We start from the raw sequence: 14,879 nt of genomic DNA on the forward strand, positions 1-14,879 counted from the left end.
TCCCATGATCGGTATCGACCGAAACAGCGGGGCAGCCGTCGATGACTGGCTGCAATTCGTGCAGCGCGCCACCCGAGCGCTCACCACTCCCTTGGGCACTCGCCAGAAGCGTCCGTTGTACGGCTCGCGGGTGCCGCAACTGCTGGGCCAGAACCTTGGCGATGACCTGCTGATTCTTGCGCAGAGCCACGCCGCCCAGGCGTTCTATAACGCACAGAACGGCATCGGCGACTTTCAACCCCAGGTCATCGTCGCCACTCGCCAGGGGGCCGGCTTGCTGCTGCGGTTCTCCGGCACCTGGAAAAATCGCCAACAAACCTTCGAGGTCGTGACATGAGCATGCTGATCCCAGGCCAGAACCAGCTGGCGGAACCGGCCATCATTGCGGTGGACGAGTTCGAACCCTTGCTGGCCGAATTCAAGGCGTTCGTGGTGGATTATGTTGCCACCCGCGCGCCGCAAAGCGCGGCCAAACTCAAGGTCAGCCTCGACAACGAAAGCGAACTGCTGACCCTGGCCCTGGAAGCCTTTTGCGTGCGTCTGCAAGCCCATGAGCGCAAATACAACGCCCGCATCAAGCAGATGCTGGCGTGGTGGGCCACCGGCAGCAATTTGGATGCACGCCTGGCCGATATGGGCCTGGAACGTCAGGTGCTGGACCCCGGCGACCCGGCCGCTTTCCCGCCGGTGCCGCCGACCCTGGAAAGCGACGACGACGCCAGGCTGCGCTACTACCTCGCTCCCCACGCCCCGGCCGCCGGCTCGCGCATGCAGTACCGCCGCGAAGTGTTCACCCTCGGCGAACGCCCTGCGGTGAATGTGCAGAGCGCGACGCCGGGCGTGGTCACCGTCACGTATACCTTCGACCCGGATGGTTATGCGGTGCGGGTCAAGGATGGCAATGGGCGGCGAACCGCACCGGGTGAAGTCATGGTCACCGTCCTGGCGCGAGAGGGCGATGGCACGCCGTCTGCGGACTTGCTGGACGGCGTGCGACGGCATTTCGCACGGCCGGATGTACGTCCGGAAACCGACCTGGTCAGTGTGCAAGGCGCGCACATCCTGCCGTACAAAATCCGTGTGGTCGCCAAGATCAACGCCGGACCGGATTCCGGACTCACCCAGGTCGCCGCGCAAAAGCTGCTGCAGGAGTACGCCGAGTCCTGCCATCGCCTGGAAGGGCGGGTGGACCCGAGCTGGATCGACTATGCCATCCACAGTGCTGGCGCGGCGCAACTGCAGATCCTTGAACCGCTGGAGCCGATTGTCAGCTCGGCGTTCGAGGCTCCGTATTGCACGGGTGTCGAGGTGGAGGTGCTCACGCTATGAGTGAACCCAAAGCGAGTGTGTTGCCGGCCAACAGTTCACCGCTGGAAAAGGCACTGGATTTGGCGTTCGGGGTATTGCTCGACCGGGTCATGCCGCCGTTTCCAGCGCTGATGAACCCGCTGCAGACCCCGAGCGAGTTTCTTCCTTATCTGGCTGCCGACCGTGGAGTCAGCGAATGGGATGCCGACGCCAGCGAGTCTGAAAAGCGCCTCACCGTGGCCCTGTCCTGGCAGATCCAGCGTCAGGCTGGCACCCCCAAGGCATTGAGCCATGCGGTGGAGTCACTGGGTTTTACCCCCGACATCCGTGCCTGGTATCAGCAACAACCCATCGGCGCGCCATATACCTTCGACGTGCAGGCGATCATTGGGCGCAGTTGGTCCAGTGGCGATCACAATCGGCTGATCCGCCGCATCAACGCCGCGAAAAGCGAGCGGGACCAGGCCACGATCACCCTTGTTCACGAGACCGAAGGTCAGCTTGCGCTCACCCAGGTTCTCGATGCCCCGTTAAGCGACGGGGAGTTGTATCTGGACGGCGCGTTGCCGGAATTGGCGCTGACTGCCCGGCTTAACAGTACCGGGCTCGCCCGGCACTACACCATTAACGACTACGACCTCAGGGCGCAGCCATGACAGATGACATCACGCGCCTGGTGCGCTTCACCTCCAAGGGATTGGATGAAGTGCTGCAGGCAAAGAACCAGGGCTTGAAAGGCGAAATCACCCACATCGGCGCCGGCACCGGCCGCTACAACCCCGACGGCACTGAAGTTGCCCTGCGCGATGAGCGCCAGCGGGTCGCCATTGTGGATTACGAAGACCTGGGCGACCACCAGCTCAGGATGGCCGCGCTGTTTGACGGCGACGGCGAGTATGAAATTGGCGAGTTCGGATTTTATCTCGCCAGTGGAACCTTGCTGGCGGTGTATGCCGTGGCCGGGAAGTTGCTGACGTATAAAGCGGCGGCGGCGCGGGTGCTGCAAAAATTTACGTTGGATGTTTCGCCGTTGCCGGCGGACAGCGTGACGATTGTGGTGGGGAGTGACAACTTGAATTTGTTGTTGGCTGAGGAGATCGCGATCATGGCCGCCGCGTCAGTAGGCAATATGTCCCGGCACGTGGATTTAATGCTCAGGGTCAGGCAACTGGAAGCAAAGTGAGGGCACTTGCAAAAGTGCTGGAAAGACTAATTGACAGGGAGTTGATGATGGGAATTGAAGCGACTATCACGAAAGTTGTAGATGCGTGTAACAAACTTACCGATGAGGTAACCAACCAGATCGGCAAAATCGATGCGCGTGTAGAGGCTGCGCAAGCGCAGTTTTCTGCCTGGCGAGCCACTGTGCAAGCCAAGGATATCAATGGCCGTGCGTCCTACACTCAGGAAATTGATTTGACCGGACTGTCCACCGACATTTTTTACCCTGTCTGGTGGCGTATGCCGGGTAATGAGCAAGGCGTTTCGGAGATTATCATCTCCAGAAATTACGCTCAAAATCAGGAGTTGAATCCGTTCAAAAATAATTTTGACACTCACGTTGCCGGCTTGAATCTTCAGATGGAAGGCTGCGGTATTCCCTGGAATGGAGATGCAAACTTTCTGACTATAAAGCGCATTTCCCAAACTTATCGAGAAACGGCGCGTAAAGCGCAGTTCGGCATGTTTTGTATTGTTCGCCCCGTCACCGGTCTTAAGCCGATCTGGCTGAACCTTACGCCGGGTGCTTTTACTACTTCGCCGCTGGAGTCCGGTTGCTACCTGCGTGGAGGGTTGACTTATCTCGTCACTAAAAGTTTCCAGGCGCCTGTGAACTTCAGCCGTGTGGATGAAGAAGTGGAGCTGAGTCGATCGGTTACGCCAGAGTATGAAATTTCCTGGAAGGTCAAACCGTTCGCGATGACGGCTTCTGAGTTGGGTGCAACCTATCCGGAAAGTAACACCGCCTACACGTTGGATAACGATAAGCGCTATGCAGTGAAAGGAGTATGACCATGGCTCGCACTATCAAAAAGCTGCTTTTGGCCTCGGGCGAAACACTTATTAACGTTCCAGCGGATCGTCCAACCTTGATTTCGCTGGGTTTCAGCGAACTTCGCGCCAACGAACTGTGCGAGGCCGCCGAGAGCGATGCCAGACTCGAAGAGGTCATCACTGCACGTCGTACGCTGTACATGACACAGGCCGATCCTCTGTTTCTGGAGTGGCAGTACGACGAAACCCCGGAAAAGGAAAAGGCCTGGCGCGATAAAGTGGCCGAAATCAAGGCGCTCTATCCGCTGCCTGACCGTATCTGAAACCCCACCGCGAAAGCGGTTTTTTTTCGCCTCCCCAAAGCCCCTCCCGCAGGGGCTTTGGCGTTTTCCACCTGGAGAATTTCACCATGCCCACCCGCCAAACCTACACCGTCCTCATCCCATTCCCCATCGGAGGTGGCCACTGGTCCACCGCTGGCGAGGAGCTGGAACTGCTGGACGTCGAAGCATCCGCGCTGCGCACCGCCGGCCGTCTGGAACTGACCAGCGTCCTCAACTCCACCCCCAAGAAGGCTGAATAATCATGGCTGAGGTTTTGAACTTCGAGCACAACGGCATCACCGTCAACGCCACCGAGTCCCCCGAGGCCATGGGTGGTCTGGGCGATAACGTGATCGGTCTGGTCGGCACCGCGCCGAACGCCCACGGGTCGATCCCGAAAAACGCGCCGTTCCGTATCAACAGCTTCACCACCCAGGCACTGCTGGACCCCACCGGTACTGAGTCGGGCACGCTGTTTCAAGCGGTGTACCAGATCCTCAAAGTGGTGAAGGTGCCGGTCTACGTGGTGATCGTGGAGGAGGGCGCAACCCCGGCCGACACCCTCAACAACGTGATTGGCGGCAACGAACCCGTTACCGGTCGCAAGCTGGGCCTGGCGGCCCTGAGCAGCGTCCCTGAAGACCTGACCATCATCGGCGCCCCGGGCTTCACCGGCACCAAGGCCGTGGCCAGCGAGTTTGCTGCCTTCGGCAAGCGCATCAAGGCCCGTGTGGTGCTTGATGGCAAAGACACCAGTGTGGCCGACCAGGTGACCTACAGCGGTGAACTGGGCGGTGCCGACCTCGGCTTCGACCGCTGCCTGCTGGTGCACAACATGCCGTCGGTGTACTCCAAGGCGGCGAAGAAAAACGTGTTCCTGTCGCCATCGTCCCTGGCCATCGCCGCACTGGCCAAGGTCAAGCAGTGGGAAAGCCCGGGCAACCAGGTGACCTTCGCCGAAGACGTTTCCCGCGTGGTCGAGTACAACATCCTCGACACCTCCACCGAAGGCGACCTGCTCAACCGCTATGGCGTGAGCTACTACGCCCGCACCATCCTCGGCGGCTTCTCGCTGCTGGGTAACCGTTCCCTCACCGGCAAGTTCATCAGCTACGTCGGCCTGGAAGACGCCATCAGCCGCAAGCTGGTCAAAGCCGGGCAAAAAGCCATGGTCAAGAACCTCACCAAGTCTTTCATGGACCAGGAGGTCAAGCGCATCAACGATTGGCTGCAAACCCTGGTGGCCGACGAAACCATTCCCGGCGGCAGCGTGTACCTGCACCCGGAATTGAACAGCGTCGAGAAGTACAAGAACGGCACCTGGTTCATCGTCATCGACTACGGCCGCTACGCGCCGAACGAACACATGGTTTATCAACTCAACGCCCGCGATGAAATCATCGAGCAGTTCCTGGAGGACGTTCTCTAATGTTTACCAACCGAGTCAGACAGGCCATTGCGGCCACCCTTCAAGGCCTGCCGTTGTCCGCGACCGTTGAGGAGTTCACCCCGCCGAAGATCGAATTCGAGATGGAATCCATGTCCGGTGGCCGCTTCATTGCTGAAGAAATGGCCAAGAGCGGCAAGGTGCTCAATGCCACCTTGATCCTGCAGGGGGCCGGCCCGGAAATCATGCTGGCCCTGGGCGTACGCACGGGCGACGACATCCTGCTGAACGTGCGTGAGGCCGGCCAGGATCAGGACGGCAAGACCTATTTCACCTACCACACGGTCGGCGGCAAGTTGAAATCCCTGGGCGAAGCCAAGCTGAAAATGGGCGAAAAGGCGCTCACCACGCTGGAGCTGTCGTGCCGCACCTACAACCGCCTGGAAAACGGCATTTCGGTGATCGACATCGACGTGCGCACCCAGAAGTTTGTGCTCAACGGCGTCGACATTCTCGGCGACGCGCGCCGCGCCGTACTGATGCCCTAAGCATTCCGGCAACCTGAAGCGCGCACGGTTTATGTGGGAGCTGGCTTGCCTGCGATGGCATCACCTCGGTTCAGCAAATACACCGAGTCGCCTGCATCGCGGGCAAGCCCGGCTCCCACATTGACCGCGCCCGGCTTCACGGTTGCGGTGCTTTTATCCCACGTTCATCAAGGAATAGCCCCATGGCCTGGATGCCACCGCTGCATCGCCTGCTGTCCCCGATCACCGCCGACACCGGCGCTGCGATCGAGCAGGTGCAACTCAAACCGCTGTTCTACGCCGCGCAAAAAGACGCGCTGGCCCGGGCCGGTGATGACGAGGACGACCAGTTTTTCGAACTGGCGAAACTTGCCACCGGCCTGTCGGAAAAAGAGCTCGACCAACTCAAGCGCCCGGACTACGTGAGCATCGCGCAATACGTGCATGAAATGTCGACTCGCCCGGCGTCGTTCTTCCTGCAAACGCACGAAGAAAGTCGCCACGACCAACCCGTCCAGTTGCTGCTGCCGCTCCATGCCGCTGGGCGCACGCTGACCGAACTGCCCCTGGAAATGCCCGCCCTGCGTGCCACCAAGGTGATGAAAAAACTCGCCACCAACAAAGAGCGCGCCGAGTTCATCACCGCTCACTGCACCGGCCTGATGATCCCTGACCTGGGCGACTTGACCGTGCCCGACTGGACAGAACTGCAGGAGCGCATCGACGATTTTTTAAATCAACCGGCGGACTTCTTTCGCAGCGCGACATCGAAGTGATCCTTGATGTGGTACCGCTGGTTTACTCGGTAACTGAAGCGGACATCCTCGATTGGGATGCCGCAAAAGCGTTGCGCCGCTACGACATCGCGATCACTCGCCTTGGCGTCAAACAGGAGTAAGCGGGATGCAGAATACCTATTCGCTCGCCTATGCCGTGGCCAGGGATGGTCAGGGCGTTTTCGGTCGCGCAGAGGGCGCCAATGATGCCGATATTGCCAGTCCAGGCGCGCTGTCAGCTCACAGTTCAGGCCAACTCGCGGGCTTGCCTGCGCTGTCCGAAACAGTGGCTGCGCTGACCAACGCGAATCTGAAGTTTGATGAACTGGCGCAGTCGCTGGGCACCTTGCGCGAGGGTGTGGACTCGCTCGACACCGTCTTGTCATCGTTGAGAACCCTTGATCGGCAGCCTGTGCGCAGGGATGAGCGGACAGAATCAACAACGCTGTCTGAGTCCACTTCGAGCACGTCTGTGGATCAGCGGCAAACCCGCGAGGCCCTGACGCTAGGCAGCGCGCAGATCACTGATCTGGCCAGTGCGCTGCAGTATTCGGGCAGCAACCTGACGCTTGATAAAACAGCCCGCTCGGAACAGTCGATCAGCGTGCTGCGCGAAGCATCCAGTGCAAGCGAAACACGCTTTTCCACGACCCTGGACGCCGCACCGGTGTGGGGCGAAGCGCTGTGGTTGAAGGCCAGGACCGGCCTGACGCAGAGCGCCAATAGCGCTGTTGAAGGTTCACCGGCTTTGGCCAGCGCGGTCAAAACGGCGCAGGCCGTGGTATCGACCACGGTGACACCGGTGATTTCCGAAGTCCTTTCAGGATTGGGAGAAACGATTAAAAGCCGGGTTGCAGGCAATGTGGTCGATGCCACCCTTGGCAGGCTCCCCGGCATTGGCAAGCTGTTCAAGGACGGCGGTTTTGATGGCGAAAAGGGCAAAGACGCGCACTGTTGCTGCGCCAGTCCACTGTCCTTCGGCGCGCCGGGTGCGCTGGGCGGATCTGCGGCGCAGATGCCCGAGAGTGTTGGCGATACGGTACGCAGGAAAGACAAGGCCAAACCCGCCGCGAACAAGAAGCGGCGCGTCGGGCTTCCGAGGCCGGGCCAACCGGTTGCGCGCCAGCCCCTGGCATTCGGCAGCGAGCAACCCCTGCAACGCCAACCTCGGGCAGCCGGCCCTGAGCAATCCGCGCAACGCCAACCACTGCATCCCGCGCCGCTTATCAGGCCAGCCCCCGCACTCAATGCAATGGGCCAGCCGCCAGTGCCGTTCGACGCGGCTCGTGTGGCCCCGCCGTCGACGCAACTTCCCGGCAATTCGCTTGCCGCCCCTGGTGCGCCGGCAGCCATCCGACCGTTGGCTCGCAGCAGCGAAAAAGGCCTGGCGGCAGGTCTGTCCGGCACGCTGGCCAGGCTGGAGTCCGGCGCTGCTCGTCGCCTGGGCCCATTGAAGTACGTCGACACGGCCATCGATGTGGTGCAGGGCTTACGCAATGGTGACGTCAATGCCGTCGGCGCCGGTTTGAGTACTGCCGGTGGCGCCTGGGCTGGCGCTTCCGCTGGCGCCGCACTTGGCACCCTGGTCTTCCCGGGTGTCGGTACCGCCATCGGCGGCGCCATTGGCGGTTTGCTCGGCAGTGAAGCGGGCGCCTGGCTCGGGGACAAAGTGTTTGGCTCAAGCGATCGTCTGCCCGCGCCCAACGCGCTGAGCAAGGAACTCACCCGCGCAAGCACGGATAACGTCCAGGTCACACTCTCGCCGAGCATCCAGATCACCGGCGTGAACCCGGCGGACGCCCAGCAGGTGGTCAATCAGGTGATCCAGGCCCTGCAGTTCCAATGCCTGCCGATGGTGACCGACACCCTGGGCATCCGACGCAACGCGGCACTGGCCGATCCATCAGGAGGTGATTGATGCGACAACAAATGGTGCTCGGCGACTTTATATTCGGCCTGTCCCGAGGGTTCGCCTATTCCACGCTGTCCCGCGCCAGCGATGGCGGCTGGCAGGACCTGGCGATTATCGCCAGCAAGCCGCAGTCGCGACAGAACGGCCAGAAGCTGGAAAAACTGACCTTCGGCGGTACCGCGATGTACGCCGTGGGCATGCAGCGACTGGACGAACTGCGCGCCTTGCAGAATACCCGCGCGCCGCTGCCGCTGGTCGACGGTATCGGCCGCAATTGGGGCCTGTGGCGGATCAATTCGGTGACGGAAGCCCAAAGCAACGTGATCGATGACGGCACCGCCATGGTCATGACCTGGACTCTTGAACTGGAGGAATTCGTTAATGCGTAGAGTGCGAAGTATTGCCGGGGATTCGGTCAACCTGCTGCTCTACCGGGAGCTGGGCCGTTGCGACGATAGCGCGGAGGAAACGCTTTGGCGTCTGAACCCTGAGCTTGCCGAGTACGGCCCGGTGCTGCCGGCAGGCGTGTGGGTGATCGTGCCTGAACTGGCGTCGCGGCCTTCTGCCGTGCGTCCCGTTTCGGCCTGGGATTAAGGAGGCGACATGACACAGGGATTTACCCCCAGCGTGGAGTTTTACGGCGCCAATGCGGCGCTGCTCAATCAACGCTTGATGCATTGGAGTCACACTGATGCGGCGGGCATTGAGGCCGATCGGCTGGAACTGACCCTCAATATCGAGGGCCTGGAGGGCTTGCCCAGCCTGAGCGGCAAGATCGGCCTGCGAGTCGGTTATCAGGAGTCCGGATTGGTGGAGAAAGGCGAGTTCGTGATTACCCAAAGAACGCCGGTGCTGTTTCCCATGCGCTTGATGATCGTCGCCACTGCTGCACCTTTCAGCGTGCAGGATGCCAGTGGCTATCGTCAGCGTCGCTCTGCCAGTTACGGGCCGACCACCCTGGGCGCACTGTTTCGCCAACTGGTCAGTCGCCACGGCTATTCACCGCGCGTGGCGCCCGAGCTGGACGGGATCGCGATTGCCCACGTCGACCAGTCCAACGAAAGCGACATGGCATTCATCACCCGTTTGGCCAAGCGTTATCGTGCGGTGACCAAGCCGATCAACGAGCTGTATGTGCTGGCGGAGGCCGGGCGGGTCAAGTCGCTTTCCGGTCAACTGTTGCCGGACGTCACGTTATCGGTGACCCGCGACAATCGCCCCGGTGAACCGGCCTTCATCACCGCCACGCTCGACGAAAAATCGCGCTCGAAGTACATGGGCAGTCGCGCTGCCTGGTGGGATGCGGCAGCGGGCAAGCAACGTGTGGCCCAGGTTGGCGTCGCGCCGTTCAAGACACTGCGCCAGCGCTATCAGAACCAGGCCGAAGCGCAGTCCGTTGCTGAAGCGGAATTGCGCCGTGTCGGCCGCGAGGGCCTGACATTGATGATCGATTGTCCGGGTAACCCGCTGCTGGCTGCCGAAGGTCTGTTGCTGCTGGATGAATCCTGGCCGTCGTACATGCAGGGGCGCTGGTCGATCAATAAGGTGACGCACGTGGGGGATCCGGCGACGGGCTATCGCAGTTCCATCATTGCAGGCGGTTTGTCGGCCTAGACTTTTCCAGAGTAATAACCATGGTGATATCACTCGCGCAGCTTATTAATGTCATGCCCTTGTCCCGCCCCAGAGCGGGCTTGTTTTTAACCGCGTTGAATGACGCCAGCGCCCGCTATGAGATCAATACCGCAAAACGCTGGGCGGCGTTCCTCGCACAGATCGGCCACGAGTCCGGCCAACTGCGCTATGTGCGCGAACTGGGCAGTGATCAATACCTCAGCAAATACGACACCGGTACCCTGGCCGCGCGCCTGGGCAATACGCCCCAAGCCGATGGCGACGGCCAGAAGTATCGGGGCAGGGGCCTGATCCAGATCACCGGGCGGCGCAACTACGTGGCCTGCAGCCAGGCATTGTTCGATGATGATCGCCTGCTGCAACACCCTGAACTGCTGGAGCAGCCGCAGTGGGCCTGTGCGTCTGCGGCGTGGTTCTGGCAGAGCAATGGCCTGAACGCGCTGGCTGATACAGACCAGTTCACTGCCATCACGCGGCGCATCAATGGCGGACTTAATGGCCTGGAGGATCGTTTGCAATTATGGGCGCGGGCGAAGGCGGTGTTATGCGCTTTCTAGCGGTGTATCGACTGATCGGTCTGGGCCTGTTGATTGCCGTGGTGTGGCAGGTGCAGGCCTGGCGTTTGGGGGCGCAGCTTGAGCGCCAGTCGGCAGCCCATGCACAGGCGCTCAGCCAGCAAAGCCAGGCAGCGTTGCGCCAGCAACAGGCAGAACAGGATAAACGCCTGGCCCTTGAGCAGCAGCTCAGCGCCAGCGACAAACAACATGCACAGGAGTTGAGCGATGCCCAACGTAACCAGACTGCTCTGCGTGACCGTCTGGCCACTGCTGATGTGCGGCTGTCAGTCCTTCTCGACCCCGACGACGCCATCGGTTGCAGTGCAGTGCCCGCCCCCACCGCCGCCGGCAGCGTGGTTCATGCAGCCCCGCGAGCCCGACTTGACCCGGCGCATGCTCAGCGAATTATCGGCATCACCGACGACGGTGATAACGCCCTGATCGCCTTGCGAGCGTGCCAGGCCTATGTGCGAGCGATTGTGCGAGCGATTGTGCGTTAGCGTCTTGATGCACTCTGCAACTTGCATGGTTGTTCGGCTCCTGTAGGGTAGGCGAACGCCCGCCCACTTCCGGAGACGACCGTGAACGAACTCACCCAGCTTGCCGCTGAACTTGGCCGCCGTTTGCAGGTGCTCAATGCCCATGTCACCACGGCCGAATCGTGTACGGGCGGCGGCATCGCTGAGGCCATCACGCGAATCCCCGGCAGCTCGGCCTGGTTCGAGGCGGGTTATGTCACTTATTCCAATCGGCAGAAGACTCGGCAATTGAATGTGCCGGAGCCGTTGTTCGCTAAGGTTGGGGCGGTCAGCCAGCAGGTGGTGGAAGCGATGGTGCGTGGCGCGCAGGAGAAAAGCCTGTCGCGCTTTGCCGTGGCGGTCAGTGGCGTGGCCGGCCCGGATGGCGGTTCGCCGGACAAACCGGTGGGCACCGTCTGGCTGGCGTGGGGGGTGGGTGATGAGGTGTCGGCGCAGCTGGCGCACTTTCCCGGCAACCGGGATGAGGTCCGCCGACAAGCGGTAAAGGCCGCGCTGGAGGGCTTGTTGCGACGAGCTGCAGCAGAAATGGAAAATCAGGGGTAGGCGATCTCTGATCTTTGTGGAACAATACTGTCTACTTATACAGGTGTTGGCCGCCAGGCCTTATTGATTACGTGAGGACTTTAATGGACGACAACAAGAAGAAAGCCTTGGCTGCGGCCCTGGGTCAGATCGAACGTCAATTCGGCAAGGGTGCCGTAATGCGTATGGGCGATCACGACCGTCAGGCGATCCCGGCTATTTCCACTGGCTCTCTGGGTCTGGACATCGCGCTCGGCATTGGCGGCCTGCCAAAAGGCCGTATCGTTGAAATCTACGGTCCTGAATCTTCCGGTAAAACCACGCTGACCCTGTCGGTGATTGCGCAGGCACAAAAGATGGGCGCCACCTGCGCGTTCGTCGACGCCGAGCACGCCCTCGACCCTGAGTACGCCGGCAAGCTGGGCGTCAACGTTGACGATCTGCTGGTTTCCCAGCCGGATACCGGCGAGCAGGCCCTGGAAATCACCGACATGCTGGTGCGCTCCAACGCCATCGACGTGATCGTGGTCGACTCCGTGGCAGCCCTGGTACCCAAGGCTGAAATCGAAGGCGAAATGGGCGACATGCACGTGGGCCTGCAAGCCCGTCTGATGTCCCAGGCGCTGCGTAAAATCACCGGTAATATCAAGAACGCCAACTGCCTGGTGATCTTCATCAACCAGATCCGCATGAAGATCGGCGTGATGTTCGGCAGCCCGGAAACCACCACCGGTGGTAACGCGCTGAAGTTCTACGCATCGGTCCGTCTGGATATCCGCCGTACTGGCGCGGTGAAAGAAGGTGACGAGGTAGTCGGTAGCGAAACCCGCGTTAAAGTCGTGAAGAACAAGGTCGCTCCGCCGTTCCGTCAGGCTGAGTTCCAGATTCTTTACGGCAAGGGTATCTACCTGAACGGCGAGATGATCGACCTGGGCGTGCTGCACGGTTTCGTCGAGAAGTCCGGTGCCTGGTATGCCTACAACGGCAGCAAGATCGGCCAAGGCAAGGCCAACTCGGCCAAGTTCCTGGCAGAGAACCCGGATATCGCGGCCACGCTTGAGAAGCAGATTCGCGACAAGCTGCTTACCGCAGCGCCGGATGTGAAGGCTGCCGCCAACCGTGAGCCGGTTGAAGAAGTGGAAGAAGCTGACACTGATATCTGAAGCAAACGATGACCGTTGTATTGGATACACTCGTCGCCGTTCGGCGCACTGCAATGGACCTGCTCGCTCGCCGCGAGCATGGTCGGGTCGAGCTGACGCGGAAATTGCGTCAGCGCGGCGCAGAGTCCGAAATGATTGAAACAGCTCTGGACCGTTTGACGGAAGAAGGGCTGCTGTCGGAATCCCGTTATCTCGAAAGTTTCGTGTCCTATCGGGCCCGCTCCGGTTATGGCCCTGCGCGAATCCGCGAAGAGCTGAGCCAGCGCGGTCTGCAGCGTGCCGATATCGACCTTGCCCTGCGCGAGTGCGGTATTAGTTGGCAAGCGCAACTGGAAGACACCTGGCGTCGCAAGTTTTCTGGCCATCTGCCAATTGATGCCAGGGAGCGCGCGAAGCAGGGACGTTTTTTGAGTTATCGCGGTTTTTCGATGGACATGATCAGTCGCTTGTTAAGCGGCCGGGATATGGACGATTGAACAGCATATAAGTAGGTGGGAGGGTTAAGCCTCTTCGTACCTTGAACGCGCTTGTAGTTAGAGCGCGATGCGGACTCTGGTGTTATAGGGGTAAAAGTCATTACATCGAACGGCGCGGTTACCTATATTCCATTTTCAGCGGGTAACACGCTGACACCTATCGCTGTTTCCGTCCAGTCTGATGTGAACGGTGATTCGGTAAATGACATTAATGTACTGGCAACTCGTAAATCCGATAATGCGCAGCTCAATATCTACCGTGATTTGAATGGCGCGTTCATCAAGACCGTTGATAATTCCGCCATCAAATAATGCGTGTAAAAAATGTGGGAGGGGGCTTGCTCCCGAAAGCAGTGTTTCAGTCAGTACAACGGTGACTGAACTATCGCTATCGGGAGCAAGCCCCCTCCCACATTGAACGCATTTTGCAAAATTTAAGGCACTGTGCAGAAAAGGCCCACTATGAAAATAGTGGGCCTTTTTTTGCTCAACAATCAAGCTGGCTCCGGCGCCACTCGCTGCTGTGCTTTCCCTTGGGCCTCTGCCCAGTTCTCCGGCAAGTTGATGTAATCCACCAGCTCACGCAAACGGCCTTGATCGCGACCATTGAAGTTGAACACCAGTCGCGTCAGGTGGCTGAACTTCGGTTCATCGTGATCTTCCCCGGTGTAGGCCCGTTGCTGGAATTCTCCGCTCAAGCGCAGGCTGGCGAACTCATTTTGAAGGTGAGCCATTGCACGCTCGCTGAGGGCGTGATGCATGCGCAGCACAAATTCCCGCTTAAGCCAGCGGGTGGAATGGAAGTTGGCATAGAACTGGTTGATTTCTTCCACTGCTTCTTCTGCGCTGTACACCAACCGCACCAGCTTGAGGTCGGTGGGCAGGATATAGCGGTTGGCTTCCAGTTGGCTGCGGATAAAGTCCAGGGCGCCTTGCCAGAAACCGCCTCCCGGTGCATCCAGCAACACCACGGGTACCAATGGGCTTTTGCCGGTCTGGATCAACGTCAACACTTCCAGCGCTTCATCCAGCGTGCCGAAACCGCCGGGGCACAGCACCAACGCATCGGCTTCCTTGACGAAGAACAGTTTGCGGGTAAAAAAGAAATGGAAGGACAGCAGGTTATCGGTGCCATCGATGGTCGGGTTGGCGTGCTGTTCAAACGGCAGGGTAATGTTGAACCCCAGGCTGTGCTCCAGGCCTGCACCTTCATGCGCCGCAGCCATGATGCCGCCACCGCCACCGGTGATGACCATCAGGTCAGAGCGTGCAAGGGCGGCGCCGACTTCCCTTGCAAGTGCGTACAACGGACTTTCCATCGGCGTCCGGGCTGAGCCGAACACGGTTACCTTGCGCCGGCCCTTGAACTGCTCCAGCACGCGAAAGGCATGGTCCAGCTCGCGGATGGCGCGCAGGGTGATTTTGGCATTCCAGCGGTCCCGGTCGTCCTGGGCCATGCGCAGGACGGTAAGAATCATGTCGCGATATAAAGGGATGTTCTGACTATTGGGGGCGATCAGTTTGAGCTGCGCGTCGACCTGCTGCGTGAGATCAGTCCCGTTTTCTTCAAAGTGACGTAATAGAAGCTCATTCGATTCATAAGGCATTCAACTTCTCCTTTTTTGCCCTGAAAAATATTACAGAACAGCAGTGAAACTGCTGCGAGCGAAAGGATGGGATGGCTTGATCATGGGCCGAAAAACCCTTGGCTGGCAACCGCTTATTGGCGGTCAAGCAAGTGTCTGGCTGTACGGGAGAA

General features: G+C 59.9%; 22 protein-coding genes. 20 read left to right on the forward strand and 2 right to left on the reverse strand.

Annotation, left to right across the window (positions count from 1 at the left end):
* Window positions 1–4: 4 nt before the first annotated feature.
* From TU79_RS09230 to recX, 20 genes are all read left to right on the forward strand, one after another.
* On the forward strand, window positions 5–337 hold the full coding sequence (locus TU79_RS09230; protein ID WP_015371360.1) for a hypothetical protein: 333 nt from the start codon (window positions 5–7) through the stop codon (window positions 335–337).
* Entirely contained in the window at window positions 334–1,329 is a 996-nt protein-coding gene (locus TU79_RS09235; RefSeq protein WP_057007704.1) for a baseplate J/gp47 family protein, read from the forward strand. Before TU79_RS09230 ends, TU79_RS09235 begins: the two co-directional genes overlap by 4 nt.
* Complete coding sequence (locus TU79_RS09240) at window positions 1,326–1,964, forward strand: phage tail protein I (RefSeq protein ID WP_057007705.1); 639 nt, start codon at window positions 1,326–1,328, stop codon at window positions 1,962–1,964. The genes TU79_RS09235 and TU79_RS09240 overlap by 4 nt, the downstream gene beginning before the upstream one ends.
* The gene (locus tag TU79_RS09245) at window positions 1,961–2,491 is read left to right on the forward strand and encodes a phage tail protein (protein ID WP_057007706.1); all 531 of its coding nucleotides are present in this window, start codon (window positions 1,961–1,963) and stop codon (window positions 2,489–2,491) included. Before TU79_RS09240 ends, TU79_RS09245 begins: the two co-directional genes overlap by 4 nt.
* Window positions 2,488–3,321, forward strand: a complete 834-nt coding sequence (locus TU79_RS09250) for a phage tail protein (RefSeq protein WP_231986899.1) — start codon at window positions 2,488–2,490, stop codon at window positions 3,319–3,321. The genes TU79_RS09245 and TU79_RS09250 overlap by 4 nt, the downstream gene beginning before the upstream one ends.
* A gap of 2 nt (window positions 3,322–3,323) precedes the next feature.
* Window positions 3,324–3,626, forward strand: coding sequence for a hypothetical protein (locus tag TU79_RS09255; protein WP_032869914.1), 303 nt, complete (start codon window positions 3,324–3,326; stop codon window positions 3,624–3,626).
* An 86-nt stretch (window positions 3,627–3,712) separates the two neighbouring features.
* A complete protein-coding gene (locus tag TU79_RS26280; RefSeq protein ID WP_169793791.1) occupies window positions 3,713–3,886 on the forward strand; it encodes a hypothetical protein in 174 nt (57 codons plus the stop codon).
* Window positions 3,887–3,888: 2 nt separating this feature from the next.
* A complete protein-coding gene (locus TU79_RS09260) occupies window positions 3,889–5,055 on the forward strand; it encodes a phage tail sheath protein (RefSeq protein ID WP_057007707.1) in 1,167 nt (388 codons plus the stop codon).
* Window positions 5,055–5,561, forward strand: a complete 507-nt coding sequence (locus TU79_RS09265; RefSeq protein ID WP_057007708.1) for a phage major tail tube protein — start codon at window positions 5,055–5,057, stop codon at window positions 5,559–5,561. Before TU79_RS09260 ends, TU79_RS09265 begins: the two co-directional genes overlap by 1 nt.
* A gap of 182 nt (window positions 5,562–5,743) precedes the next feature.
* Window positions 5,744–6,316 (forward strand): phage tail assembly protein, encoded by a 573-nt coding sequence (locus TU79_RS09270; RefSeq protein ID WP_057007709.1) that lies wholly within the window; start codon window positions 5,744–5,746, stop codon window positions 6,314–6,316.
* Window positions 6,313–6,438 carry a hypothetical protein gene (locus TU79_RS26730; protein ID WP_269457980.1) on the forward strand — a complete coding sequence of 42 codons (126 nt, stop codon included), beginning with the start codon at window positions 6,313–6,315 and terminating at the stop codon, window positions 6,436–6,438. The genes TU79_RS09270 and TU79_RS26730 overlap by 4 nt, the downstream gene beginning before the upstream one ends.
* A 5-nt stretch (window positions 6,439–6,443) precedes the next feature.
* Entirely contained in the window at window positions 6,444–8,234 is a 1,791-nt protein-coding gene (locus TU79_RS09275) for a hypothetical protein (protein ID WP_057007710.1), read from the forward strand.
* On the forward strand, window positions 8,234–8,617 hold the full coding sequence (locus tag TU79_RS09280; protein ID WP_057007711.1) for a phage tail protein: 384 nt from the start codon (window positions 8,234–8,236) through the stop codon (window positions 8,615–8,617). Before TU79_RS09275 ends, TU79_RS09280 begins: the two co-directional genes overlap by 1 nt.
* On the forward strand, window positions 8,610–8,822 hold the full coding sequence (locus TU79_RS09285) for a tail protein X (protein WP_057007712.1): 213 nt from the start codon (window positions 8,610–8,612) through the stop codon (window positions 8,820–8,822). The genes TU79_RS09280 and TU79_RS09285 overlap by 8 nt, the downstream gene beginning before the upstream one ends.
* Window positions 8,823–8,831: 9 nt before the next feature.
* On the forward strand, window positions 8,832–9,842 hold the full coding sequence (locus TU79_RS09290; protein WP_057007713.1) for a contractile injection system protein, VgrG/Pvc8 family: 1,011 nt from the start codon (window positions 8,832–8,834) through the stop codon (window positions 9,840–9,842).
* Window positions 9,843–9,862: 20 nt separating this feature from the next.
* Entirely contained in the window at window positions 9,863–10,420 is a 558-nt protein-coding gene (locus TU79_RS09295) for a glycoside hydrolase family 19 protein (RefSeq protein ID WP_057007714.1), read from the forward strand.
* Complete coding sequence (locus TU79_RS09300) at window positions 10,408–10,920, forward strand: lysis system i-spanin subunit Rz (protein WP_057007715.1); 513 nt, start codon at window positions 10,408–10,410, stop codon at window positions 10,918–10,920. The genes TU79_RS09295 and TU79_RS09300 overlap by 13 nt, the downstream gene beginning before the upstream one ends.
* Before the next feature lie 81 nt (window positions 10,921–11,001).
* Window positions 11,002–11,502: a CinA family protein gene (locus TU79_RS09305; RefSeq protein WP_057007716.1), complete on the forward strand. Its 501-nt coding sequence runs from the start codon at window positions 11,002–11,004 to the stop codon at window positions 11,500–11,502.
* 83 nt (window positions 11,503–11,585) lie between these two features.
* On the forward strand, window positions 11,586–12,644 hold the full coding sequence (gene recA, locus TU79_RS09310; RefSeq protein ID WP_003231359.1) for a recombinase RecA: 1,059 nt from the start codon (window positions 11,586–11,588) through the stop codon (window positions 12,642–12,644).
* Window positions 12,645–12,652: 8 nt separating this feature from the next.
* The gene (recX, locus tag TU79_RS09315; RefSeq protein WP_057007717.1) at window positions 12,653–13,120 is read left to right on the forward strand and encodes a recombination regulator RecX; all 468 of its coding nucleotides are present in this window, start codon (window positions 12,653–12,655) and stop codon (window positions 13,118–13,120) included.
* Between the two features lie 135 nt (window positions 13,121–13,255).
* Here the strand turns inward: recX and TU79_RS25990 are convergent, their stop codons facing one another.
* Window positions 13,256–13,618 (reverse strand): hypothetical protein, encoded by a 363-nt coding sequence (locus TU79_RS25990; protein WP_139136794.1) that lies wholly within the window; start codon window positions 13,616–13,618, stop codon window positions 13,256–13,258.
* Window positions 13,615–14,727: an LOG family protein gene (locus tag TU79_RS09320; RefSeq protein WP_057007718.1), complete on the reverse strand. Its 1,113-nt coding sequence runs from the start codon at window positions 14,725–14,727 to the stop codon at window positions 13,615–13,617. Before TU79_RS09320 ends, TU79_RS25990 begins: the two co-directional genes overlap by 4 nt.
* Window positions 14,728–14,879: the final 152 nt, after the last annotated feature.

It is taken from the genome of Pseudomonas trivialis (assembly GCF_001439805.1).
In the GTDB taxonomy this organism is placed as follows: domain Bacteria; phylum Pseudomonadota; class Gammaproteobacteria; order Pseudomonadales; family Pseudomonadaceae; genus Aquipseudomonas; species Aquipseudomonas trivialis.